At 66.3% G+C, this 21,704-nt stretch carries 24 protein-coding genes and 1 pseudogene; 14 read left to right on the forward strand and 11 right to left on the reverse strand.

Annotation, left to right across the window (positions count from 1 at the left end):
- Positions 1-8: 8 nt before the first annotated feature.
- Both BKK79_RS26850 and BKK79_RS26855 read right to left on the reverse strand, forming a co-directional pair.
- Entirely contained in the window at positions 9-1,043 is a 1,035-nt protein-coding gene (locus BKK79_RS26850; RefSeq protein WP_071039298.1) for an AraC family transcriptional regulator, read from the reverse strand.
- A 185-nt stretch (positions 1,044-1,228) separates the two neighbouring features.
- On the reverse strand, positions 1,229-2,269 hold the full coding sequence (locus BKK79_RS26855; RefSeq protein ID WP_071039299.1) for a Gfo/Idh/MocA family protein: 1,041 nt from the start codon (positions 2,267-2,269) through the stop codon (positions 1,229-1,231).
- A gap of 237 nt (positions 2,270-2,506) precedes the next feature.
- Between BKK79_RS26855 and BKK79_RS26860 the strand changes: the two genes are divergently transcribed.
- From BKK79_RS26860 to pcaG, 6 genes are all read left to right on the forward strand, one after another.
- Positions 2,507-3,421: a fumarylacetoacetate hydrolase family protein gene (locus tag BKK79_RS26860; protein WP_232346453.1), complete on the forward strand. Its 915-nt coding sequence runs from the start codon at positions 2,507-2,509 to the stop codon at positions 3,419-3,421.
- Positions 3,418-4,446, forward strand: a complete 1,029-nt coding sequence (locus BKK79_RS26865; protein ID WP_071039300.1) for a cupin domain-containing protein — start codon at positions 3,418-3,420, stop codon at positions 4,444-4,446. The genes BKK79_RS26860 and BKK79_RS26865 overlap by 4 nt, the downstream gene beginning before the upstream one ends.
- Before the next feature lie 85 nt (positions 4,447-4,531).
- Positions 4,532-5,530: a Bug family tripartite tricarboxylate transporter substrate binding protein gene (locus tag BKK79_RS26870; RefSeq protein ID WP_071017116.1), complete on the forward strand. Its 999-nt coding sequence runs from the start codon at positions 4,532-4,534 to the stop codon at positions 5,528-5,530.
- A gap of 153 nt (positions 5,531-5,683) precedes the next feature.
- Complete coding sequence (locus BKK79_RS26875) at positions 5,684-6,943, forward strand: flavin-dependent oxidoreductase (protein WP_071017114.1); 1,260 nt, start codon at positions 5,684-5,686, stop codon at positions 6,941-6,943.
- A 27-nt stretch (positions 6,944-6,970) separates the two neighbouring features.
- Positions 6,971-7,696 (forward strand): protocatechuate 3,4-dioxygenase subunit beta, encoded by a 726-nt coding sequence (gene pcaH / locus BKK79_RS26880; protein WP_071017112.1) that lies wholly within the window; start codon positions 6,971-6,973, stop codon positions 7,694-7,696.
- 57 nt (positions 7,697-7,753) lie between these two features.
- Positions 7,754-8,308, forward strand: coding sequence for a protocatechuate 3,4-dioxygenase subunit alpha (gene pcaG / locus BKK79_RS26885; protein WP_071039301.1), 555 nt, complete (start codon positions 7,754-7,756; stop codon positions 8,306-8,308).
- A gap of 188 nt (positions 8,309-8,496) precedes the next feature.
- On the opposite strand, the gene BKK79_RS26890 is transcribed toward pcaG, so the two are convergent.
- On the reverse strand, positions 8,497-9,123 hold the full coding sequence (locus BKK79_RS26890; protein ID WP_071017109.1) for a MarR family winged helix-turn-helix transcriptional regulator: 627 nt from the start codon (positions 9,121-9,123) through the stop codon (positions 8,497-8,499).
- Between the two features lie 230 nt (positions 9,124-9,353).
- Here BKK79_RS26890 and BKK79_RS26895 point away from each other — a divergent pair, with 230 nt between their 5' ends.
- Positions 9,354-10,346, forward strand: a complete 993-nt coding sequence (locus tag BKK79_RS26895) for a PhnD/SsuA/transferrin family substrate-binding protein (protein WP_071017107.1) — start codon at positions 9,354-9,356, stop codon at positions 10,344-10,346.
- 161 nt (positions 10,347-10,507) lie between these two features.
- Positions 10,508-11,470: a LysR family transcriptional regulator gene (locus BKK79_RS26900; protein WP_071039302.1), complete on the forward strand. Its 963-nt coding sequence runs from the start codon at positions 10,508-10,510 to the stop codon at positions 11,468-11,470.
- Here BKK79_RS26900 and BKK79_RS26905 read toward each other — a convergent pair.
- Complete coding sequence (locus BKK79_RS26905) at positions 11,467-12,594, reverse strand: porin (protein ID WP_156811407.1); 1,128 nt, start codon at positions 12,592-12,594, stop codon at positions 11,467-11,469. The genes BKK79_RS26900 and BKK79_RS26905 overlap by 4 nt on opposite strands.
- A 643-nt stretch (positions 12,595-13,237) precedes the next feature.
- Here BKK79_RS26905 and BKK79_RS26910 point away from each other — a divergent pair.
- Together BKK79_RS26910 and BKK79_RS26915 are read left to right on the forward strand one after the other, a co-directional pair.
- Positions 13,238-13,447 (forward strand): hypothetical protein, encoded by a 210-nt coding sequence (locus tag BKK79_RS26910; protein WP_157128523.1) that lies wholly within the window; start codon positions 13,238-13,240, stop codon positions 13,445-13,447.
- An 87-nt stretch (positions 13,448-13,534) separates the two neighbouring features.
- The gene (locus tag BKK79_RS26915; protein ID WP_071039304.1) at positions 13,535-14,020 is read left to right on the forward strand and encodes a 2,4'-dihydroxyacetophenone dioxygenase family protein; all 486 of its coding nucleotides are present in this window, start codon (positions 13,535-13,537) and stop codon (positions 14,018-14,020) included.
- A 65-nt stretch (positions 14,021-14,085) separates the two neighbouring features.
- On the opposite strand, the gene BKK79_RS26920 is transcribed toward BKK79_RS26915, so the two are convergent.
- Positions 14,086-14,847 carry a glucose 1-dehydrogenase gene (locus BKK79_RS26920; protein WP_071039305.1) on the reverse strand — a complete coding sequence of 254 codons (762 nt, stop codon included), beginning with the start codon at positions 14,845-14,847 and terminating at the stop codon, positions 14,086-14,088.
- Positions 14,848-15,038: 191 nt separating this feature from the next.
- On the reverse strand, positions 15,039-15,533 hold the full coding sequence (locus BKK79_RS41225; RefSeq protein WP_198173403.1) for a 2,4'-dihydroxyacetophenone dioxygenase family protein: 495 nt from the start codon (positions 15,531-15,533) through the stop codon (positions 15,039-15,041).
- Between the two features lie 300 nt (positions 15,534-15,833).
- On the opposite strand from BKK79_RS41225, the gene BKK79_RS26930 reads away from it, so the two are divergent.
- A complete protein-coding gene (locus BKK79_RS26930) occupies positions 15,834-16,739 on the forward strand; it encodes a helix-turn-helix transcriptional regulator (RefSeq protein WP_071039307.1) in 906 nt (301 codons plus the stop codon).
- A gap of 58 nt (positions 16,740-16,797) precedes the next feature.
- Here the strand turns inward: BKK79_RS26930 and BKK79_RS26935 are convergent, their stop codons facing one another.
- Positions 16,798-17,490, reverse strand: coding sequence for an NnrU family protein (locus BKK79_RS26935; protein ID WP_071039308.1), 693 nt, complete (start codon positions 17,488-17,490; stop codon positions 16,798-16,800).
- 359 nt (positions 17,491-17,849) lie between these two features.
- Between BKK79_RS26935 and BKK79_RS26940 the strand changes: the two genes are divergently transcribed.
- Together BKK79_RS26940 and BKK79_RS26945 are read left to right on the forward strand one after the other, a co-directional pair.
- Positions 17,850-18,305 carry a cupin domain-containing protein gene (locus BKK79_RS26940; protein WP_071039309.1) on the forward strand — a complete coding sequence of 152 codons (456 nt, stop codon included), beginning with the start codon at positions 17,850-17,852 and terminating at the stop codon, positions 18,303-18,305.
- A 29-nt stretch (positions 18,306-18,334) separates the two neighbouring features.
- Positions 18,335-19,012 carry a cytochrome b/b6 domain-containing protein gene (locus BKK79_RS26945; protein ID WP_232346454.1) on the forward strand — a complete coding sequence of 226 codons (678 nt, stop codon included), beginning with the start codon at positions 18,335-18,337 and terminating at the stop codon, positions 19,010-19,012.
- Positions 19,013-19,027: 15 nt separating this feature from the next.
- Here BKK79_RS26945 and BKK79_RS26950 read toward each other — a convergent pair whose 3' ends face one another.
- On the reverse strand, positions 19,028-19,486 hold the full coding sequence (locus BKK79_RS26950; protein WP_071039311.1) for a CHRD domain-containing protein: 459 nt from the start codon (positions 19,484-19,486) through the stop codon (positions 19,028-19,030).
- Between the two features lie 367 nt (positions 19,487-19,853).
- Here BKK79_RS26950 and BKK79_RS26955 point away from each other — a divergent pair, with 367 nt between their 5' ends.
- Positions 19,854-20,258: a VOC family protein gene (locus BKK79_RS26955; protein WP_071039312.1), complete on the forward strand. Its 405-nt coding sequence runs from the start codon at positions 19,854-19,856 to the stop codon at positions 20,256-20,258.
- An 87-nt stretch (positions 20,259-20,345) separates the two neighbouring features.
- On the opposite strand, the gene BKK79_RS26960 is transcribed toward BKK79_RS26955, so the two are convergent.
- The 3 genes and pseudogenes from BKK79_RS26960 to BKK79_RS40570 form a co-directional block, all read right to left on the reverse strand.
- On the reverse strand, positions 20,346-21,191 hold the full coding sequence (locus BKK79_RS26960; RefSeq protein ID WP_071039313.1) for an MBL fold metallo-hydrolase: 846 nt from the start codon (positions 21,189-21,191) through the stop codon (positions 20,346-20,348).
- 18 nt (positions 21,192-21,209) lie between these two features.
- Positions 21,210-21,536 (reverse strand): hypothetical protein, encoded by a 327-nt coding sequence (locus tag BKK79_RS26965; protein ID WP_071039314.1) that lies wholly within the window; start codon positions 21,534-21,536, stop codon positions 21,210-21,212.
- A gap of 69 nt (positions 21,537-21,605) precedes the next feature.
- Positions 21,606-21,689, reverse strand: a pseudogene (locus BKK79_RS40570) (sugar ABC transporter); the annotation flags it as partial.
- Between the last annotated feature and the right edge of the window lie 15 nt (positions 21,690-21,704).

A 21,704-nucleotide genomic window follows, 5' to 3' on the forward strand; every position in this document is an offset into this window, starting at 1 on the left:
GGCCGACGCTAGCCCGCCAGGGCCCGCGCCGCCGGCGCGGCGTTCTGCTTGCGCCACTGCGTCACGCTGCAACCGAAGGCGGCGCGGAACCAGTGGCTGAAGCTGCTCTGGGTGGCGAAGCCCAGCAGGCTGGCGATCTCGCCGAGCGGCAGGTCGCTTTCGGCGAGGTGGCGCAGTACCAGTTGTGAACGCACCTCGTCGAGCAGTGCCGAGAAGCTCAGCCCGTCGGCATCGAGATGGCGGTGCAGCGTGCGCCGGTCGACGCGCAGGTGGCGCGCCACCTGCTGGGCCGTGCAGCGGCCGCCCGGCAGCAGCGCCAGGATCAGCTCGCGGCACGACTCGCGCGTGCCCTCGCCGCGGCGCCGCAGCGCGGCATCGAGATAGTCGCGCGCCAGCCGCGCCGCGCCGGACTGCGCGGGCGCGCGCGGCCGGTCCAGGTCCGCCGCCGCGCAGACGATACCGTTGAAGGCCTGGTTGAACTTCGGCTGGCGGCCGAAGAAGGCGCGGTGGGCCGACAGGTCCGCCGGCGCGCGGTGCGTGAAGCAGACCTGCTGCGGCCGCCACTGCGGGCCGATCAGTTCGCGCAGGATGCGGAACATCATGGCCACCGTCAGCTCCATCGCCTGGCGCGTGGCCGCTCCCGGGGTGGGCAGCAGATCCTCGCGGATGACCACGGTCTGGTCCGTTTCCTCTATGTGCGTCACCAGGGCGGCGCTGATCAGCTTCAGGTAGCGGCACAAGGTATCGAGCGCCAGCCGGGGCGAGGCCTCTTCCTTCAGCACCAGGCTGATCGGCCCCAGGTTGGAAAACCCGCGCCGCGCCGCCAGCCGCAGCGCGAGGTCCTCCACCCCGGTGGCGCTGGCGGTCAGCTCCAGCAGCTCGCGCAGGGCGCGGCTCGGAATCAGGGCCTCGGGGTCCTTCAGCAGCCGCATCGACAAGCCCGCCTTGCGCAGCAGGGCACCGGGGTCTTGCCCGAGCGACTGCACCAGTTCGATGTAGCCGTTCAGGCTGGCACTGCGGACCAGTCTCCCGACTTGTTCCATTCTGCTGACTCCACACGCTTGGCTGCCATGCCGGGAGGCTTGGGGCAGGACCGGCAGAGGCGGGCGGGAGGCCCCGCACGCTGCCGGCATCGGCGTGAAGTATGCCTGAGGTCGTGGCGCCGGGTCGAGCAAGCGGGGGCCTGGCGCGTGCAATGCGCTACGGGCGCCGGAGACAGGCGAGGAGCTCAGCGCCGGAGCGGATCGGCCAGGCCATATGCCGCATCGATCAGTTCGACGGCACGCAAGCAGTCCCGCGCACTCGCCGGGGGAGGGCCGCCGGCACGCCATGCGTCCAGGGTCTTGCGCAGCATCCCGAACGCAGGATTCCCATCCGGCTCTCCGGGCAGGGATGTCTCGTCGTCCGTGCCGACGATGCGCAGCATGCCATCCTTGGCCATCAGTAGCGCATGCTGGCCGCAGATCTTCCATTCGCCGTCGGCGCCGTCGAGCAGCCGATCCCGGCTTGGCAGATTGGTGGCGCCTTCGGTGGTGCGGCGCGGGTAGGCATTGCCAACTTCCAGCGTGGCGAGCACACCGCTTTCGCTGCGCAGCAGCACGCTTGCATAGTCTTCTACCGCCTGGCCGAGCGCACCATTGCTGATCTGTGCTGCGGTGACCACCCACGGCTCGTCGACCAGCACCCGCAGCGCGTCCAGGCCGTGCGTGCCCAGATTGCGCAGACAGCCGCCGGCCGACGCCTCCGGGTCAAGCATCCAGGCGGAATCCCAGGCGGGGTAGCGTGCGGAACTGAAGCGGTTCATGCGGATGTAGATGTGGGACAGGCGGCCGAAGCGCCCCTCGACAAGCATCTCGCGCGCCTTGCGCATGAATGGCGCGTCGCGCTGGGGCAGTGGAACGGCGACGAAGGCGCCCCGCGCCGTGGCTTTGTCGACAATGCCACGGACTTCGGCGGCGTTGCGTCCCATCGGCTTTTCCATCAGGAAGTCGATGCCCCGATCCAGCAGGTCATGCGCACGCCGCGCCATGCGGTCGTGACGGCCGAGCGCAACGACGAAATCCGGTTGCTCGCTGTCGAGCATCGCCAGGTGGTCGGCGTAGACGGCACCGACCCCGATGGCCCGTGCACGCTTCGCAGCGATCTCGGCATCGTCATCATGCAGTGCCACTACCTCCACGTCTTCCATTTGAACCAGATGTTTCAGGTAGGCGGCGTCATAGATTGAGTGCCAGTGACTGACGTCGATGGCGGCAATGCGGATCGGCATGGCTTTCCTTTGCATGGGTGGTGAAACAGGCCAGGCCCCCGGGGCCGGAGGCGTCGCCGCCGTCATGTCTTCTGGCCGGCGGCAGGCCTGGTGACTTCGATCGTGACTGGAGTGTACATAAGGTTGGTGTGCATATCAATTTATTGACCGTACGCCAATCGTTGGTATACTCACCATATCGAAACGACCCGAAGAGACAACGCCAAGCACGCGTTGCTTGCCTGAGAAGTGGTCGGGATGGTCGTTCCTTATACCGCCGGGTGCCAACTCTTCCTTCTGGAGACAAACTTGAAGCTCTGTCGATTCAACAATGACCGCGTGGGCGTCGTCCTGTCAGGACAGGTGGTGGACGTGACGGAAGCTGTCACGCGAGTACTGGAGGGCTTGCCGCCGGTGGATGGCGATCCCCTGATCGCCTACCTCGACCAGGTTCGCGCCGGATTGCCGTCGGATCTGCTGGCGCGGCAAGCCGCGCCGGCCAGCGCCGTCAGCCTGCTTGCGCCGGTGCGCTTGCCAGGCAAGATCGTGGCGGCGCCGGTCAACTATCACGCGCATATCGCTGAGATGCTGGCGAGCAATATTTCTCCGGGACACAACCTGGCGGATATCGAGAAGGCAGGTCTGTTCCTCAAGGCGACATCGTCCCTGGTGGGGGCTGCCCAGGGAGTCGCGGTGCGCTTTCCCGAGCGGCGGACCGACTACGAGGTGGAGCTGGTAGCAGTGATCGGTCGCGCCGCGAGCGAGGTGCCGGTGGAGGAAGCCTTGGACTACGTCGCCGGCTATGCGGTCGGCCTTGACATCACCGTACGCGGTACCGAGGATCGCAGCTTCCGCAAGTCGATCGATAGCTATACGGTGCTTGGCCCCTGGCTGACCACTCGGGATGAGATCGAAGATCCGAACGCCCTGCGGTTGTGGTTGTCGCAGAATGGCATCGTGAGGCAGAACACGTCCACGGCCGACATGGTGCTCAGCGTCGCGGAGCTGATTGCCTTCGCTTCGCGCTTCTACACGCTCAAGCCAGGCGACCTGCTGTTCACCGGCACGCCGGAAGGCGTGGGTCCGATCCACCCAGGCGATTTCCTGCATGCCGCCTGCGATGGCCTGGATGCCATGGATGTCCGGGTACGTGCCTATGGAGACGAGGCATGACGGCGGAACGGCAGCGCAGCGGCAGCAAGCCGCTGTTGGAGGCACTCGACGAGGTTCATGCACAACCCTTGTGGGATCGCTATATGCGTCTCAATACCCGCGAGCCCCAATATCACGCGCCGCTGATCTGGCCGTGGCAGACGATGGGGCCGCTGGTGGAACGTGCCGCCCGCGAAGTCGACATGGAGGAGGCTGAACGGCGGGTGCTACTGCTGACCCATCCCGATTTCCCTGGCACGGTCTTTACCACGCCGACACTGTCGGGCGGATTGCAGGTTCTCAATCCGGGAGAGTCGGCCGATGCCCATCGGCATACGCTTGCCGCGCTGCGCATCGTCATGTGCGGCAGCGGAGCGGTCACGACGGTCGACGGCAAACGCTGCGAAATGGTCCCCGGCGATGTGATCCTGACGCCGGCATGGAGCTGGCACGAGCATTGCCACGAGGGAAGCGAGCGCATGGTCTGGTTCGATGGGCTCGACTATCCGCTGGCGCGGCAACTCGGCGCGGTGTTCTTCGAGATGGGGCCGGGTCCCGTGCCACCCCGTGGCCTGGCGGCAGCGCCTGACGATAGCCTGGCGGAGGGCGGCATGCTCCCGGAAGGCGACGCGGCGGTGGTGCCTTACTCTCCGCTCTATCGCTACGCCTGGGAGCGCGCCGACCGGGTGCTGGCCGCCATGGCCCCGGGCGTCGACGGCTCGCGCCGCCTGCGCTACCTCAATCCGGCCGACGGCGGCCCCGTGATGCCGACCATCGACGTCGAGGCGCTGCGCCTGGCGGCCGGCCGGACAACTGCCGCGGTGCGCACCACCGCGACCGCGATGGTCGTCGTGATCGAAGGGAGTGGCCGCAGCGACATCGGCGACACCGTGTTCCATTGGCAGCAGCACGACGTGTTCACGCTGCCACGGTGGCAGTGGGTCCGGCACCAGGCCGTGAGCGAGCAGGCCACGCTGATGCTGGTCAGCGATCGCGAACTGATGCGCAGGCTGGATTACCTGCGCGAGGAGAGGCGAGCGGATTGAAGATCTCGGCGTACCGCGGCGTCCGGCATCCGTCCGCGCCGGGGGCCGCCACATGCATACCACACGAAAACTAGGAGACAGCTTCATGTTGAACCCCTTCCTGCGCAGCGGCCTGCTGCGCGCCTGCCTATTACTGTTCCTGGCGGCAACGTTCGGCGCCTGTCCTGTGGTCGCGCGCGCCGAGGATTTCCCGGCCCGGCCGATCACCATTGTCGTGCCATTCACCGCCGGCGGCGCGGCGGACGTCGGCGCGCGCCGTATCGCCGAGAAAGTGACCGAGTACACCGGACAACCCGTGCTGGTCGACAACCGGCCCGGCGGCGGCGGCCAGATCGGGGCCAGCGCCGTCAAGAATGCGCGCCCGGACGGCTATGTGCTCTACCTGGCCAGCGTCGGTTCGCACGCGATCAACAGTTCCCTCTATACGAAGTTGAGCTATGACCCGGTCAAGGACTTCGCGCCGGTGGCGCCCCTGTTCTCGTTTCCCCATGTGCTGGTCGTGCCGCCATCGAGTCCGGCCCGCTCGCCGGCGGACCTGGCGGCGCTGAGCAAGGGCCGGCCGGGCGGCCTCAGCTATGCCTCGATGGGCATCGGCAGCGGTGGACATCTGTTGGCCGAGATGTTCCGTTCGCGGACCCGGCTGGAAGCGACGCACGTGCCCTACAAGGGCTCGTCGCAGGCGGTTGCCGACGCAGTGGCGGGGCGCTTCGACTTCTTCTTCAACGGTATCGTCGACTCGTTGCCGCTGGTGCGCGAGGGCAAGGTGCGCGCCCTGGCCATTGCCGACACGCAGCGTTCGCCGCTGCTGCCCAACCTGCCGACCATGATCGAACTAGGCTATCCCGATTTCGTCCTGAACGCCTGGTTCGGCGTGGTTGCCCCGGCGGGTACGCCCAAGGCCGTCGTGGCGAAGCTGAACGCGGAATTCGCCAAGGCGGCGCGCGATCCCGAGGTCGTGGCGAAGATGGCGGAGCAGGGCGCCAAGATGATGACCGGCACGCCGGAGGAATTCGCCTCCTTGATGCGTTCGGAGACGATCCGGCTGGGCAAGGTCGTGCGCGAGTCCGGCGCTCACCTGGACTGAGGAACGACATGGCTCGGCGTGCTGTCGCGCGACAGCCGCAGGGCGCCACGCACCTAGCCGGACCCTGACCGGCGCCCGTGCCCATGGAAGACAACAAAGCGATGCCGTCAGGGCAGGCTCGCACTCGCTCCGAAACAAGCCAAGGAGATATTCATGCAGCATTCGCAGGAAAAGGAAGTCGTCATCATCGGGGCCGGCATCGGCGGCCTGACGCTGGCGCTGGCGCTACACCGCGTCGGCATCCGCTGTCGCATCTACGAGAGCGTGACGGAACTCAAACCATTGGGCGTCGGGCTGAACCTGCTGCCGCACGCGATGAAGGAACTCGCCAGACTTGGACTGCAGGAGCGCCTGCTGGCGAAGGGCCAGGAGACGCGCGAGTACTGCTTCTTCACCAGCCATGGCCAGCTCGTGCATCGCGAGCCGCGTGGCAAGTTTGCCGGCTATGCCTGGCCACAGGTGTCGATCCATCGCGGTGACCTGCAGATGACCCTGCTCGCCGCGGTAGAGGAACGCCTGGGCGCCGATGTCCTGCACCTCGGGCAGCGCTGCACGGGCGTGGAGCAGGACGACGCGGGTGTCACCGTCCACCTGCAGGACAGCGGCAGCGGCGCGCCGTTGGCACCGGTCAGCGCGCAGGTCGTGGTGGCTTGCGACGGCGTCCATTCGGTGATCCGCAAGCAGTTTCACCCGGCCGAGGCCAGGCCGCGCTACCAGGGTTCCACGCAGTGGCGCGGCGTTACGCGCGCCAAGCCCTTCATGTCGGGTGCCAGCATGGCCTATGTCGGTACCTACCACACCGGGAAGCTGATTACCTATCCGATCCGCGACAACATCGACGGCGAGGGCACGCAGCTCATCAACTGGGTCATCGAGTTCGCCAAGCCCGAAGAGGAGGAGCGGGACTGGAACCGCCAGGGCCGCCTCGAGGATTTCCTGCACCTTTTCGAGCACAGTCAGTTCGAATGGCTCGACATACCAGCCATGCTGCGCGAGGCGGATGCGGTCTACGAGTACCCGATGGTCGATCAGGATCCCCTCGGCTTCTGGACGGTGGGGCGGGTCACGCTGCTGGGCGACGCCGCGCATCCGATGATGCCGCGCGGCTCGAACGGTGCAGCGCAGGCCATCATCGACGCGACTGCGCTGGCCGATCTGCTGGCCGCGGAGGACGATCCGCGCCGGGCACTGCAGGCCTACGAGCACAAGCGCTTGAAGGCTACCGGCGACGTGGTGCTGGCGAATCGCGAGATTGCACCCGATGCCATCCTGCTGGTCGTGGAGGAACGTACCGGCGGGAAACCGTTCGAGCGGCTCGAGGACGTGATCTCAGCGCAGGAGTTGCTCGCATGGCAAGAGCGCTACAAGCGCGTGGCGGGCTTCGACGCGGGGACACTGTCGGCCGCGCCTTGAGGAACCCTCTCAACTGGAGTCTGGAAGATGGAAGACGTACTGGGTTATCGCCGGCCGGCCGCGGGCACGCAGCCGGACTACCTGTTCCCTCGCTACGTGGCGACGCAGAAGCGCTCGCCCAAAGTGCCGCTGGTGTTGCTCCCGCAGACCTTGTCCGAGATCACGGGGCCCGTGTTCGGCCACCAGGATCTCGGCGCGCACGACAACGACCTGACGTCGCAACACGACGGCCGGCCGCTCGGCGAGCGCATCATCGTCAGCGGGCGGGTGCTGGACGAGAACGGCAGTGCTGTGCCGAACACGCTGGTGGAGATCTGGCAGGCCAATGCCGCCGGTCGTTATCCGCATCGTGCTGACCGTCACGACGCACCGCTTGACCCCAACTTCACCGGCTGTGGCCGAACCTTGACCGACGCGCGGGGTTGTTACCGCTTCCTCACCATCCGGCCAGGCGAGTATCCCTGGCGCAATCACTACAACGGCTGGCGCCCGGCGCACATCCACTTCTCGGTGTTCGGCCCCGCCTTCGCCACGCGGCTGGTCACGCAGATGTACTTTCCCGGCGATCCGCTGCTGGACTACGACCCCATGTACTTGTGCGTGCCCGACGCGAAGGCGCGGCAACGCTTGGTGAGCCGGCTCGACTGGGAGCACACGGTGCCGGAGTTCGCGCTGGCCTACCGCTTCGACATCGTGCTGCGCGGACGCGAGCAAACGCCGTGGGAGCCGTCCGGTGGCTGGGTACGTCGCTAAGGCCGGTATGCGCAAGGCCGGCCGCCCAGCGGCAATCATCGACAGGAGGAATGGATCATGAGCCTTCAAGCAACGACTTCACAGACTGCGGGTCCTTACCTGCATATCGGGTTCACCTGGCTGACGAGCGAGGATCTGGCACCGGGCGAGGCGGGGGAGCGCGTTTCCCTTTCCGGCCGCGTACTGGATGCCGACGGCGCACCGGTCGACGACGCCATGCTGGAAGTCTGGCAGGCGGACCCGCAGGGGCGCTACGCCCATCCAGAGGGCGGACGGGCGCCGCTGTCCGGCTTTCGTGGCTGGGGGCGGGTGGGGACTGACGAGGCGGGGTGGTTCCGCTTCACTACCGTCAAGCCTGGCGCCGTGCCGGGGCCGGGCGGGAGCCTGCAGGCACCACACCTGGTGGTCGCGCTGTTCATGCGCGGCATCCTGAAGCAGCTCGTGACACGGGTCTACTTCCCAGGCGAGCCCGCCAACCGGACCGACCCGGTGCTGGCGCTTGTCCCGCACGAGCGCCGCGCTACGCTGGTGGCGCAGGCCGAAGGGCCTGGAGTGCTGCGGTGGAACGTGGTGCTGCAGGGCCGGGACGAGACGGTGTTCTTCGATTTCTGACGAGCTCTGCCTTGCTGCGCCAGGCCCCAGTCCACTGCGTCATTGGAAAAGCACCTGCGATCGACAGCGATTCCAGGCCGTATGCGTCATGGCAAAGGCGTGCCATCGCCGTGCGATGCCCGTGCTTTGCGCCTGGCCTGCGACCTGGATGCACCGCCGCTCGGGAGCGCTTTCTCTGCCGCCAAGGACTAGGCGGTCTCGCCGCCGCGACGTACTGCCTTGCGCGGGGCGCGCGCGGGCGATGGCTTGCTGGCGGTGCCGGTCGTCTTGGCCGGGGACTTGCGTGCGGGCGATTTTTCCTCGGGCGTCCGTGTACCGGGCAGGTCGAGCCGGCCCTGTGCCGCCAGGTCTTCCATCCGGGAAGCATCCAGCGGTGCGCGCGAGTAGGCATTGTTGACGTTGACCAGCTTTGTGAGCATCTCCATGAAGAGGCGCTGCTCGGACTTGCTCAGCGGGGCCAGGATGCGCGCCTCGCTGCGGTCGAGTTCCTGCTCGATCTGGTCCAGCGTGGCACGGGTCGCCGGTGTCACGTGCAGCAGGTTCAAGCGGCGATCATGCGGTGCCCGCGTGCGCGTGATGAGTCCCTTCTCGACGAGGCGGTCGATGACCTTGACCATGGTCGTCTTGTCCATGGCGATCATGTTCGACAGGGTCATCTGGTCGATGCCGGGGACCTCGTCGATCATCTTCAGGGCGGCGTACTGCCGGGGCGTCAGGTCATGGCTGCCGGCTTCCTCGAGGAACAGCGCGACAGAGATCTGGTTGAGGCGACGGATCAAATGGCCGGCCCGCGAGTAGAAGATTTCAAGCGACATAGAACGAGATGCTCCTGAAAGGCGCCGCCCCGAAACGGCCGGTGGCAGTGGGCGGTCCCTGATTTGAATATTGTACCAATGATCGATACAACGATTGCCAGCATACCAACCATATGCTTGCCTATCAAATGGCGGAGGCGGGTTGCGGGGCACGGGTCATTGCTTGTGTCCCCGTGTCTCGGCGCGGGGCGATTTCCTGGAGTTTCCATTCACTGACTGGAGGTTTGCATATGAGCCGATTGCGCTTGACCATGGCCTGCTGGGACTATGACCGAGTGGCCGCACTGAAATCTGGCGAGGTCGCCATCGACGGCGTCGATCTCAATTTCCTCGCCCAGCCCGTGGAAGAGACGTTCTTCCGCATGCTGCGCCACCATGAGTTCGATATTGCCGAGATGTCGCTATCGTCCTATGTCGTGTCCCTGGCGCGGGGTGACTCGCCCTTTATCGCCGTCCCGGTGTTCCCGTCGCGTTTCTTCCGTCATTCCTGCATATTCGTCTCCGCCGCCAGTGGCATCGAGACCCCGGCGGACCTAGCAGGCAGGCGCATCGGCGTGCCCGAGTATCAGATGACGGCCCCCGTCTGGATCCGGGGCATCCTCGCCGACGAGTATGGTGTGGCGCCGGATGCCATGGAGTACTGGACGGGGGGCGAGGAGCAACCGGGGCGCGAGGAAAAGCTGCGCCTGGAGTTGCCGGAGCGTTTCCGGCTCCGCGCGATCGGCGCGGAGCAGACCCTGGCCAGCATGCTGGCTGACGGGGAGATCGATGCCTTGTTCACGGCGCGCACGCCATCGACCTTCCACACTCGCCCGCACCACGTTCGCCGGCTGTTTCCCGACTACCAGGCGGTCGAGCAGGACTACTATCGACGCGCCGGCATCTTCCCGATCATGCATACGGTGGTGATCCGCCGGGAGGTCTACCTGGCCAACCGCTGGCTTGCGCAGTCACTGTACAAGGCGCTTCAACTGGCGCAGCGGAAGGCGTACGAGGACCTGCGCCAGACCGCAGCGCTCAAGACCATGCTGCCCTGGCTGCCGGCTCACGTCGAGCAAGCCGAAAGCGTGATGGGCCGGGACTGGTGGCCCTATGGTTTTGCTGCCAACCGCCACGTGCTGGAAACCTTCCTGCGCTACCACCACGAGCAAGGCCTGTCCCCGGCCGGCCTCAGGCCCGAAGACCTGTTCGCGCCGGAAGCGCTGGAGTCCTTCCTGATCTAGTCCGCTGAATCATTGAAATGGGAGGGAAGGACATGGTATGCGGGAATCAGCGCTTAGCGCCTGGCCTGCGACCTGGAGGCACCGTCGCGCGGGGGCGCTCGCTCTGACGCAATGGACTGACTGGTGCACGTGCCCGGCGCCGGGCAGAGGGCAGGACCTGCATGAAGATCCAGCAACTCCACGACCTTGCCGCCGTGGTGCGCCACGGCGGTATCCGGGCCGCGGCGCGCGCCCGTCGTGCGTCGCAAGCCGGGATCACCCTGAGCTTGCAGCGGCTCGAACAACAGTATGGCCTGAGCCTGTTCGTGCGCAACGGGCGGGGGATCACCTTGACGTCGCATGGCGAGATCGCGCTTCGTCATGCCGAGGCTGTCTTGCGTGAATGGGAGCGCGCCGAGCAGGCGCTGCGCAGCATGGCGTGCCAGCGTGCCTCGACCGTGCGGATCGGGTTGTCGCTCGACCCGTCAATTTTCGTGGGCACGCACGTGCTGCCCGAGTTTCAGAGACGGCTTCCCGATGTTGAACTCCATGTGATGCATGGCGCTTCGGAGGCCATCGTGCACGCGCTGCGCGCTGGACGCATCGAACTGGCCATCGCCACACTGCCACCTCCTGCGGATCGCGCCGGTTTGCGCTGCAGTGCGTTGTACGACAGCGTGCCGGCCATCCTGTGCCGGCAGGGGCATCCCCTGGCAGCGGCGCGCAAGGCGTCCGCATTGAGGGACTGCAACTGGATCGTGCTGGCGGACGCCTGGTCTGTTCCCGCTTCCGGCGCATCGACCTCCACGCAGTCGAATGTGCGGCAGCGCTTCGAGCAGAAGATGGCAGGGCACGGCTTGCCACCGCCTCGCTCGGTGCTGGTACTGTCTTCGCTGATGGATGCCGTTCTTCTGATGGGAGCGTCCGACTACCTTGCCGAGATGCCGCGGGGCGTGCTGGAACGCGCGGGCAGCCCGCATGGGCTGCTGGCGCTGGAGCTCGACGACATGTTGCCGCCGCGGCAGGTCGGACTGATGCGCGCTGCCGACCGGCCTCTGCCTGCCGAAGCGCGCACGCTGGCCGCGATGCTCGCTTCCTTTGGCCGTATCCGCCAGGCGTTGCGCGGCGGCGTACGGCCGGGCTAGAACTTGTGGCGGATGCCGGCCACCATCACCAGCTGTCGGTCGTTGCTGGAGGGGGCAAAGAGATAGATATCCGCCTTGGCGCCTACGGCCTTCTGATAGGTGCCATAGACATAGACATCCGTGCGCTTGGACAAGAAGTAGTCCAGGCTGAGTTGGGCCATGTGCCAGCGCGGGGTGCTGGAGATGCCGCTGTAGCTGCCGGCAGTGAATACATAGCCTGCGCCCAGCACCAGGGAGGGCGTCAGATGGTAGGTGCCATTGAGGTCGAAGTTGTGCAGGCGCAGTCCGCTGTTGTCGCGATAGGCGTAGTTGACATAGGTGTACATCGCGTTGACTCGCGCCGCGCCGAAACCGTAGCCGGCAGCCAGGCCCGCGACCTGCTGCTTGCGCACGCCGATCGCGGGATTGAGCGGACTGCTATGAAACAGCACGAACGGAGCACCGAAGTAGTCGTCCGTGACCGCTCCACTCGCATTGTTGCCGGCGTTGAGGCCGGGGTTGTCAAGCTGCAGGTAGGCGCCCGCCAAGCGCAGGGAGCCCCTCTCGTAGATGCCGCCGGCGCTGAACGAGCGGTTGTTGGCCGCACTGGAGACATCGGACAGCGCATAGCTCAACTCGCCTCGGAGGCCGCCCCAGTCCGGTGTGACGTACTTGATCGCGTTGTTGTGGCGATAGCTGCCGAAAACGTTGTCGTTGTCGCCCACATGTGTCGCGAGGCCGGCCGCCGCGACCGGGGCGGACATGATGTCGAGGGCATCGTACACCGCGTCGTACTGGCGGCCGAACGTGAGGGTGCCATAGCGCTCGTTGCTGAGGCCGACGAAGGCCTGCCGCCCGAACAGCCGGCCACCTTGCTGTGACTTGCCGTCGTCGATCGCGAAGCCGCTCTCCAGTGCGAAGACAGCTTTGCTTCCGCCACCCAGGTCTTCGCTGCCGCGCAGGCCCCATCGATTGTTCTGCAAGGTGCCGGGCACCATCTTGGTTGCAGCCTGGCCGCCCTCGTTGTTGACGTAGGCAACGCCGACGGACAGCACGCCATACAGCGTCACGGAAGATTGCGCATGCGCCAGGCCGGGCATGCCAAGGATACCCGCGGCGGAACACACTGCCATTCTGAACTTCATCTTGTCTCCTTTCTCTTCTTGGGGAGGGGAACCGCGATGACCAACGTGTCGTCATCGCGGTTCGGGAACTGCTATTTGAATGTGCTAACCAATCGTTGGTACACGTTTTTTATGGGAAGAATTCGGTGCCGAAAGACGGTCCCGATGCATGGCAGACCCCGCGTCATGCAGGCCGGAGTGCTGCCGCCAAGGCATTACCGGTGCAATCCGCCAGGCTGGCCATGGACGGGAGGTGCCATCTGAACCGCATACAATGCCTCCCGTCGTCCGGTTGTCATTGATCGTAGGCGGATGGTTGGTATGCTATTTATATGGAGGGTGGACGCGCATCGGTGATTTCCCTCGGGCGCGCGGATCTGGTGATCGGTTCTCGTTATCGCGATTTCGGCGATGCTGCCCTTTCCGTCTGCCGGTCCTCCGAGGCGCATGGCCGGGACGCCGGGAGGCCGGGACGGTAGGAGTCGTGCCGCTCGTGATCACCGAGGTCAGGCCGGCGCTGCAGGCCATCGCGTCGCGCGGCCTGGGGCGGTGCGGCGCTTCGTGGAGGAGGGGGGGAGCCGCCGGGGCGGGGGTGAGGCGGCTTGATCCAGCTTGATGCGGCTTCGTGGTGAAGCGGGGCCATGCGGCGCAAGATCCGCGGCGCATGGCTTGCCGCCACGCGCTGGTCCAGCGCGATGCCAGCGGCCTGATCGCCCTGCTGCGCGCGGTCCGGCCGACCGGGATGGCGGGCGCAACGCAGGGGCCCGCCGCGTCTGCCGTGGCTGCAGCGGCTGCCGCCGTGGCGGCGCCGGCGCTGTCGAAAACGCGGTGCTTTGCAGTTGTCGTGATCTTGTCGCGCACCCTGCTCGCGTGAGCGAGCGCACTCCCTATGATGGTGACGGACCACCGGCCCGTGCCGGTCCCCGTTTTCCCTGCCCACCACCACATAGGAGACAACCGCATGAGTGCCTTGCTGAGCGACGCCGCCGCCTGCGACGACAATGCCGGCGCCCGCGCCAGGATCACCTTGCCCTATCCACGCTTCCAGAGACTCGGCCCCATCCCCTGGAAGCCGTGGGTGATGGATGGCGTCGACTACAAGCTGCTGAGCGTGAACGGCCGCAACGGCGGCTTCACCTGCCTGCTCAAGGTGAAGCCCGGGGTGGAAGCGCCGATCCACCATCACCTCGGCGCCATCGAAGTGCTGGTGATGGAAGGGGACATCTGCTACGACACCGATGACATCGGCCGGCCCGGCGACTACATCTTCGAGCCGGCCGGCGACATCCACCAGCCCCGCACGGCCAACGGCTGCGTGTTGTTCTGCGTGTTCGACGGCCCGATCGCCGGCCTTGCGGGTGACGGCAGCATCGCCGGCATCGTCGACTACAAGCTGATGCTCGAGATGGCCGAGCGCGACGGGGTGGCCGCGCACGTGCACCGGTAGCGCGCTGACCGTCGCGGCCGCCGCGCAGTTCGCGCCGGCGGCCGCGACGATGGCGGCCGGCCCGCCTAGGCCGCCGTCAAGCCTCCGTCGGCCACCAGCGCGTGGCCATGAACCAGCGAGGCGCGCGGCGACATCAGCCATGCCACCGCCTCGCCGATCTCCTCCGGCGTGCCGAAGCGCCCGATGGGCTGCAGCGTGCCCCAGGTGCTCTCGGTCTCCGGCTGGGCGGCGATCACCATGTCGACCATGCGCGTGCGCACCACGCCGGGACAGACGGCATTGACCCGGATGCCGCGGCTGCCGTACTCCAGGGCGGCGGTCTTGGTCAGGCCCAGCACCGCGTGCTTGGTGGCGCAATAGACGGACAGGCCGGGCTTGCCGACCAGGCCGCCCACCGAGGCCGTATTGACGATGGCGCCGCCGCCGCCGGGCAGCATGATCTCGATCTGGCGCTTCATGCCGTACCACACCGCCTTCAGGTTGACGGCAAGCAAGGCATCGAAGTGCGCCTCGTCATGTTGTGCGAGCGGCACGCCCGGGCCGGGAATGCCGGCATTGTTGAAGGCGCCGTCGAGGCGCCCGTAGTGCCGCAGCGCCAGTTCGAGCAGGGCGTCGATCTGCTCCGGCCGCGATACGTCCACGCCCATGGCGACGGCTTCGCCGCCGGCCTGCGCGATGCGGTGCGCGGTGTCCTCCGCGGCCGCCGCGTCGATATCGCTGACCACCACGCGCGCCCCCTCGCGCGCCATCGTCTGCGCGGCCGCCGCGCCGATGCCGGCCCCGGCGCCGGTCACCACCACCACCCGGGACTGCAGTGTTCCTGCCATCACCTGCCTCCTGTCTTTTGTCTTCTGTCTTCTGTCTCTTGTCTGCATGGCTGCCGTCGGGCGCTTGCATGCCTGCTGGTCGAGCGGTTCGCGAAAGGGGCGGGGCGGGCAGCGGTGCCGCCCGCCCCGCCAGGCAAGCGTCAAGCGCCAAGCAGCAAGCCGCAAGGGACAAGCGGCGCCAGCGTTCGCCTTCAGTGCGCGGACGTCACGCGTACGACATGGCCGGCCGTGCCGTTGGCCTCGGCCAGGGCCAGCATGGTGCGGCAATCCACCACCGCATTGACCTGTCCCTGCGCATCGCAGCCGCCCAGCGGGCCATGGCTGACCGCGAACATGATGCAGCCTTGCGGCGAGACGGGTTCATGCACCGCGCCTCCGGCTTCGTAGGTGTAGCAGCCGGCCTGGCCGGGATCGTCGGCGTCGTAGTAGAAGCCGCCTTCCAGCAGGAAGGCTTCCGCCGACCCCAGGTGCGCGTGCACCGGGGCCTTGGTGCCGGCGTCGACCTTGAGCAGCATGGTGAAGCCACCGCTCAGTTCGTTTACCGCCAGCAGCTTGAAATAGGTGCCGGCCATCACCCAGGGCGTCCAGGGGATCGCGTCGGCATCGATGAAGTCGCGGCCAAGGCGGGCCGTCAGCTTGACGGAGGAGGCGGAGGCCGGCTCCGGCACGGGGGTCGAAAGGGTCAAGGCAATGTCTCCTGGATTGGGATCGTCGTGGCCATCCGCGGGGGATGGCGCGAGCCAATCTATCAGCCAGGCGACGCTGGAGAGCGCCGGGGATGAACATCTGCGCGATATCGGAACAAGTTGCGATCCTTGCACAGCCGGTGCCTGGCGCGGGACCGGGCAGGCACCCCGGCGGGCATCCGGACGCTGCCCGCCGGAATGATCGCGATATCCGCACAACGCCCTATTTTTTTGCAGGCCCGACTCCCTAGAATGGCAGCAAAACAAGGCCTGGAGCCAGGAAGACAGGAGACCCCCGCCATGGAAGCAAACAGAACCGCCCTGGAGATCATTGCCCGGGAGACCGGGCGGGGGCCCGAACGCCTGCTGGCGAGCCATAGCGGCACCATCTTCGGCGCGCGCTGGAACCATCCGCCCTGCGAGGCCAGGCTGTATGGCAACGCGGACCATGTGCTGGTCTACCACCTCTCCGGCAACACGGATGTCGAGCGCCGCCGGCATGGCCTGGTGACCGGATTCCGCTCGCGCATCGGCGCGCTCACCTTCATGCCGCGTGCCTCCGATACCGAATGGCGCGTCGGCGGCCATACCCAGGTCCTGCATCTCTACCTGCCCCACTCGGTGTTCGAAGAGTTCTCCCGCGACACCCTGGAGCAGGACGCCTGCCCCGAGATCGACGCGTTCTTCGCCGTCACCGACCCCTGGCTCGACGGCTTCTTCCGCATGCTGGCGAGCGAGTCCCCCACCAACGCCACCGACGGCATGCGCACCGAATCCCTGGTGCTCGACCAGATCCAGGTGCTGCTGGTCCGGCACCTCGTGCAACGCTACAGCCTGGACGGCCCCGATGCCGGAAGGCACCGCGGTGCGCACGGCGGCACGCTGCGGCAGAGCGTCATGCGCAAGCTAGCCGAAGTGTTCGCCGAGCGGCTGCACGAAGACATCCGCCTGCAGGACCTGGCCCAGGTCGCCTGCATGTCGAAGGACCATTTCCTGCGGATTTTCCACGCCTCGTTCGGCCAGACGCCGCACCGCTACATGACCGCCTTGCGCTTCGAGCGGGCGCGTACCCTGCTGCGCGATGAACCCGATACGCCCGTGCTGGACATCGCGCGGCGCTGCGGCTTCAAGAACCTGAGCCACTTCTCGGCCGCCTTCCGGCGCCATGTGGGCATGAGCCCGAGCCGCTTCCGCGACCTGCGCTGAGCGGCAGGCGCACCGGCGTCGCTCCCGCCGGCCGCGGCCGTGGCGTCCGCTTCTGCGGCTACAGCCAGCGCCAGATGCCCGCGGCCGTGCCGGCCAGCGGGAGATGGGCCCAGGATGCCGCGAGCCAGACCACGAGGCCGCCCAACAAAGCGTGCAGGCCGAAGCCGCCGAGCCGCGCGCGGCCGGCGGCGATCGCCGCGAACGGCAGGTAGCTCGTCTTCGACTCCCAGGCGGGCCAGAGATCGGGCTGGAGTCGCTCCTTCTTCTGGTCCTGCAGCGCGGCGCCGACGAGCGCGAGGACGATGATGGCCACCGCCACGATGATGTTCTTGGCCACCGGGAACACCGCGATGTGGCACAGCCCCCACAGGGCGAACGACCACATCATCGGGTGGCGCGTCACCGCGAACACGCCGTGCGCCGTTTCCGGGAACGTGCCGGGCCGGCCGCCGGTGGGAAGCGCCGGGTTGCGGATCAGCGAACCCATCAGCAGGACCGAGGCGATCAGCATGAGCACGCTCGCAAGCGCCCTGAGTCCGCTTCCGACCGGCCATAGCGGTGCCGTCAGGGGCGCGCGCCGGTAGGCCACGATCATCCAGCCGAGCGTCACGGCGGCCACCAGCGAATAGACGCCCTGGAATCCGGCTTCGCCGATGGCGCCGACCAGGCTCTTGCGCAGCGGATGGGACAAGAGAAAGTGGCTGCCCACGAAGGCGACTGCCGCCGCCACGACTGCGCTGGTGCTTTCCATCGGCCTGGCTCCTCAATTCCAATCGTCGGTTGACCGTCTTGCCCCGATGCGCGACGCAGGGGGCTTCATCCGGATATTTCCCCAGCGCAATCCAAGTCGCCTTGCAGTGGCCGGGGCTTTGCCTTGCTGCGATATCCAGTACCGAAGATTACTGCTTGCGTGCCGCCAAAGCCAACGAGGCGATATCCCGGGGCCTCTTGCTTTTCCCCCCCTGCTTGCCGTGACCGGCCGCAGGCGGCCGGTGACCGCCGCCAGGCAGGATTCGTCCCTGCGAGGCGCATAATCCGGATGGCGTTGCGGCGCCCCCGGCTGCAACCTTGGCGGGCTATCGAGAATCCTTGATCGGAAGGAGATTGAGAATGACTTCCAGCGAAGCGGTGTCAGGCAAGCTGATCAACCTGGGTCAACTGGGCATCCGGTACCTGATCGACGGCAGTGCCACAGGTGGCATGGGGGTGTTCGAGTTGACCGTGCCCCCCGGCTCGCAAGTCCCGCCGCCACACAGCCACACGCACAACGAAGAATGCGTTTATGTGCTGGAGGGAATACTCCAGTACGCAGTCGATGGCGTAGTCCGAGACCTGGCGCCGGGGGAATGGATGTTCACCCCGCGCGGATCGGTCCATCGCTTCAGCAACCCGCACCATGCCACGGCCCGCGCGCTGATCGTCATCACGCCTGACATCGGCGCACAGTATTTTCTCGATATCGGAGCCATCGTCAATGCCGGCGGGCCGCCCGATCGCGACAAGCTGATCGGTGTCATGTCCAGGTACGGGCTGGTGCCGGCGGCGCTGCCACAGCCGCCGCAATGATCAGTCGTCAGCCTATGGAGCCAGAAGGATTGCCCGACCCACCCGGGCCGGTCGGGTCCTGTCCGGTGCTGGTCTGGGATCTGCCGACGCGGCTGTTCCACTGGCTGGCGGTGCTGCTGGTAGCAGGGGCTTATGCAAGCTGGTGGCTGAACTGGATGGGCTGGCATGTGCGCATCGGCGAGGCGCTGCTCGCGCTGCTGCTGTTCCGCTTGCTGTGGGGCTGCTTCGGCAGCGAAACCGCACGGTTCCGGAGCTTTCTGGCGTCGCCCGCCGCCGCGCTCCGCCATCTGCGGCACCTGTTCCGCCGCGAAGCCGACCTGCAGGTCGGCCACAACCCGGCCGGCGGCTGGATGGTGCTGCTGTTGCTGGCCCTGATGCTGGGCGAGACACTGAGCGGCATCTACGTCAACAACGATATGGCCGACAAAGGACCGTTCACCGCATGGGTTCCCGTCTCGATCGCCAATGCGATCCAGGCGCTCCACGCGATCCTGTGGGACGCGCTGCTGGCGGCGACGGCCTTGCATGTGCTGGCCATCGCGCTATACGCGCTGGCCAAGGGCCAGAACCTGCTGCTGCCCATGCTGACCGGCCGCAAAGCATTGCCGGCGCGCATCGCCGCGCCGCGGCTGGCGCCGGCAATGCTGGCGCTGCTTCTGCTGGGCGTCGGCGCCGCTGCCGCGGCGCTTCTCATGGCGTATCTCTGAACGCAGGCGCAGGCGTCAAGGACCCTTCGGCGGCAGCACCTGGCCGCGGATCTCGCCGGCCGGATGCGCCTTGGTGTGCACGTTGATGTACATCTCGCCGGTAAGAAGCTCCTGCGCGTCAGCCGGGGACAGCGTGGCCTGCCCCTGCAAGGGGCTGGTGAGCGCCGCGTCCTTCCTGGAAATCCAGACTTTCACGTCGGCGTTCTTGCCGGGCGTGGCTGGCCCATGGAAATGCGCCATGGTGGGCTCGCTGGACAGGTCGCTGAGCGTGATGGTCCAGGTGACGACCCGGGTGCCGGGGTCGAAGGTGAGGTTGGCGGAGCCGCTTCCTTTGGTCTGGACAGGAGGCACCTCCTGCGTTCCGCTGAGCGCCACGGTGAACGAGACCGGCGCCGCTTGCACCAACGCCATCGACCCGGCCAAGGCGAGGCCGGAGAGCCCCACGAGGGCCCGCCGCAATTGCGAAGCACCCATTTTCGCCTCCTGTCCGGCAATGCACTGGCTGCGCGGAGGCTGTCCGCTGTCATGTCATGTCATGGCAGAGGGCAGGTTCGCCGCCGGGGCCTCCAATGCCTGGGAGAATCGCCAGCTACCCCGCCGCCGACGCTGATCCGAGAAAAGGATAGGCCGTGCCTGCTATCAAATCCAGCACAGCCGCTGGCTATCGGATCGGGGTTGGCGGACGTCGCCACCGGCCACTCCGAGGCGCCCCGCGTCCCTGCCTCATCCGGGAGCCAGTGGATGCTGCAGGGACCGCTCGGACCGCACGTCCGCACTGCGCCTGAACCGGCACATTGCTACAATCGCTCTCCAGCCGGAACGAAAATGACGGGGAGAGAGGATGTCCGCCACGACAATGGGGATTGACCACATCGGGCTTACCGTTGCCAATCTCGAAGCCTCACAACGCTTTTTCACGGAGTGTCTGGGCTGGCGAATCTTCGGTAGCAATCCTGCCTACCCGGCTGCCTATGTCACGGATGGCGTTTCGAAGATCACGCTTTGGCAGGTCGCCGATGTCGGCGCCTTCACGGCATTCGATCGCAAGAATATTGTCGGCCTTCACCACCTCGCGTTGAAGGTTCCGGATCGATCCGCACTCGATTCTATCTTCGCGCGTATACGCTCCCACCCCGGTGTTCAGGTCGAGTTCCCGCCGGAGCTGTCCGGGAGCGGTCCCAAATGGCATGCCATGGTGGTGGAACCCGGCGGCACCCGGCTTGAACTGAGCTTCGATCCGCGATAGCCGGTTTTTCCTGGCCGTCCGCTTCGAGCCGCTCCGGGACGGTCGCAGCTTAGCGACGGGTACCTGGCCGGCCTTTTGCCCACCGCCTCATGCTGCGGTCTGATAATGCAGGCCGTACACCCGTCCGGCTCGCTGTATCCGCGCGAAACCTGGCTCGCCCAAGTGCATACCGGCGATCAAAAGCCCCTCCGAACTGACCACGTCCAGAAGCCGCGATCGGGTGGAGGCCGCCAGGGACGGGTCTTGATCGAATGCAATCGATACGTCTGGCCGTTCAATCTGGATGTGAGGGAAATGAACGATATCCCCCCAGACGAGAACACCCTGATCACGGGATTCGAGGAGATACCCGGTGTGTCCGTCTGTGTGCCCCGGTAGCGGCATCGCCCTGATTCCGGGCAGCACTTCGCCCTCATCGAACGTACGGAGTCGGCCGCTGTAGGCGTCGAACACCTGGCGCGCTATCGCGAAGTTGCCGCGGGCCCGTTCACTGGCGCGAGCCAGGTTTCCGTCATCCTGCCAGAACTCGACCTCGCGCCGATGCGCCACAAGCTCCGCATTCGGAAAGGCAATGTTCCCGGCCGGTTTCACCAGCCCTCCGACATGATCGGGGTGAGCGTGAGTGAGCAGGATGGTGTCGATCGTGGCGGGTTCGATGCCGGCCAGCCATAGATTGGCCTCCAGGCGGCCGCCCCATTGCTTGATACCGCCAGCCCCACCGTCGATGAGAATGGTGCGGCCCGCTCCGCGTACCACGTAGCAGTTGATATGCACGGCGCAGGCTTCTTTCTGCCCTGCATCGCCCTGCATTCTGGCAGCCTCGGAGCTGTCGATATTGGAGAGGAAGTCGAGGCTGGCGGTGAGATAGCCGTCACTGATGGCGGTAATCGTGACATCCCCGACCTGCTGAACCGGAAAGTTAGGCATGGACATTCTTCTTATCGAGACCGGTCAGTTTCGCGCATGGATATTCGGCGCGGCATAAGCAAAACAACGGATGCGCGCCGTGAGACCCGTGCGGCGAACGATGGCGTTGTCCAGGGCTTCCATGAAACGGTTCATTACCGTGGGCGTGCGAAATGCCTCGAGGCGATATCGGATTTCCGCGAAGATGGGGTGTCCATATCCACTCCGGATATTGACGTAGATGATGTGAACGTTCTTGAGTTCAGCCTCCAGGACATTCGTACAGAGTTCGATGCAATCGTCGGAAAGCCCGGCAAGGCTCTCGTCAGACGGCGTTTGCTCCGCATCGAGATAGAAAGCAATGTTTGGCATCGCAGGCCTACTTTTCCTGTTCTGTCGACGGGGCGTGGGAGCTCGTCAGTTGTTGCGTCATCGTGAGGGTGGCAGCTTTTCACCGCGATAGAAGTCGTTCCATTCGGCTTCGCTGTCGGAATCGGCGAAGCTGCACTCCACCGCGTGGATCATCGGGTTGGCCTTCGT

The sequence above is a fragment of the Cupriavidus sp. USMAA2-4 genome, assembly GCF_001854305.1.
Lineage (GTDB): Bacteria > Pseudomonadota > Gammaproteobacteria > Burkholderiales > Burkholderiaceae > Cupriavidus > Cupriavidus malaysiensis.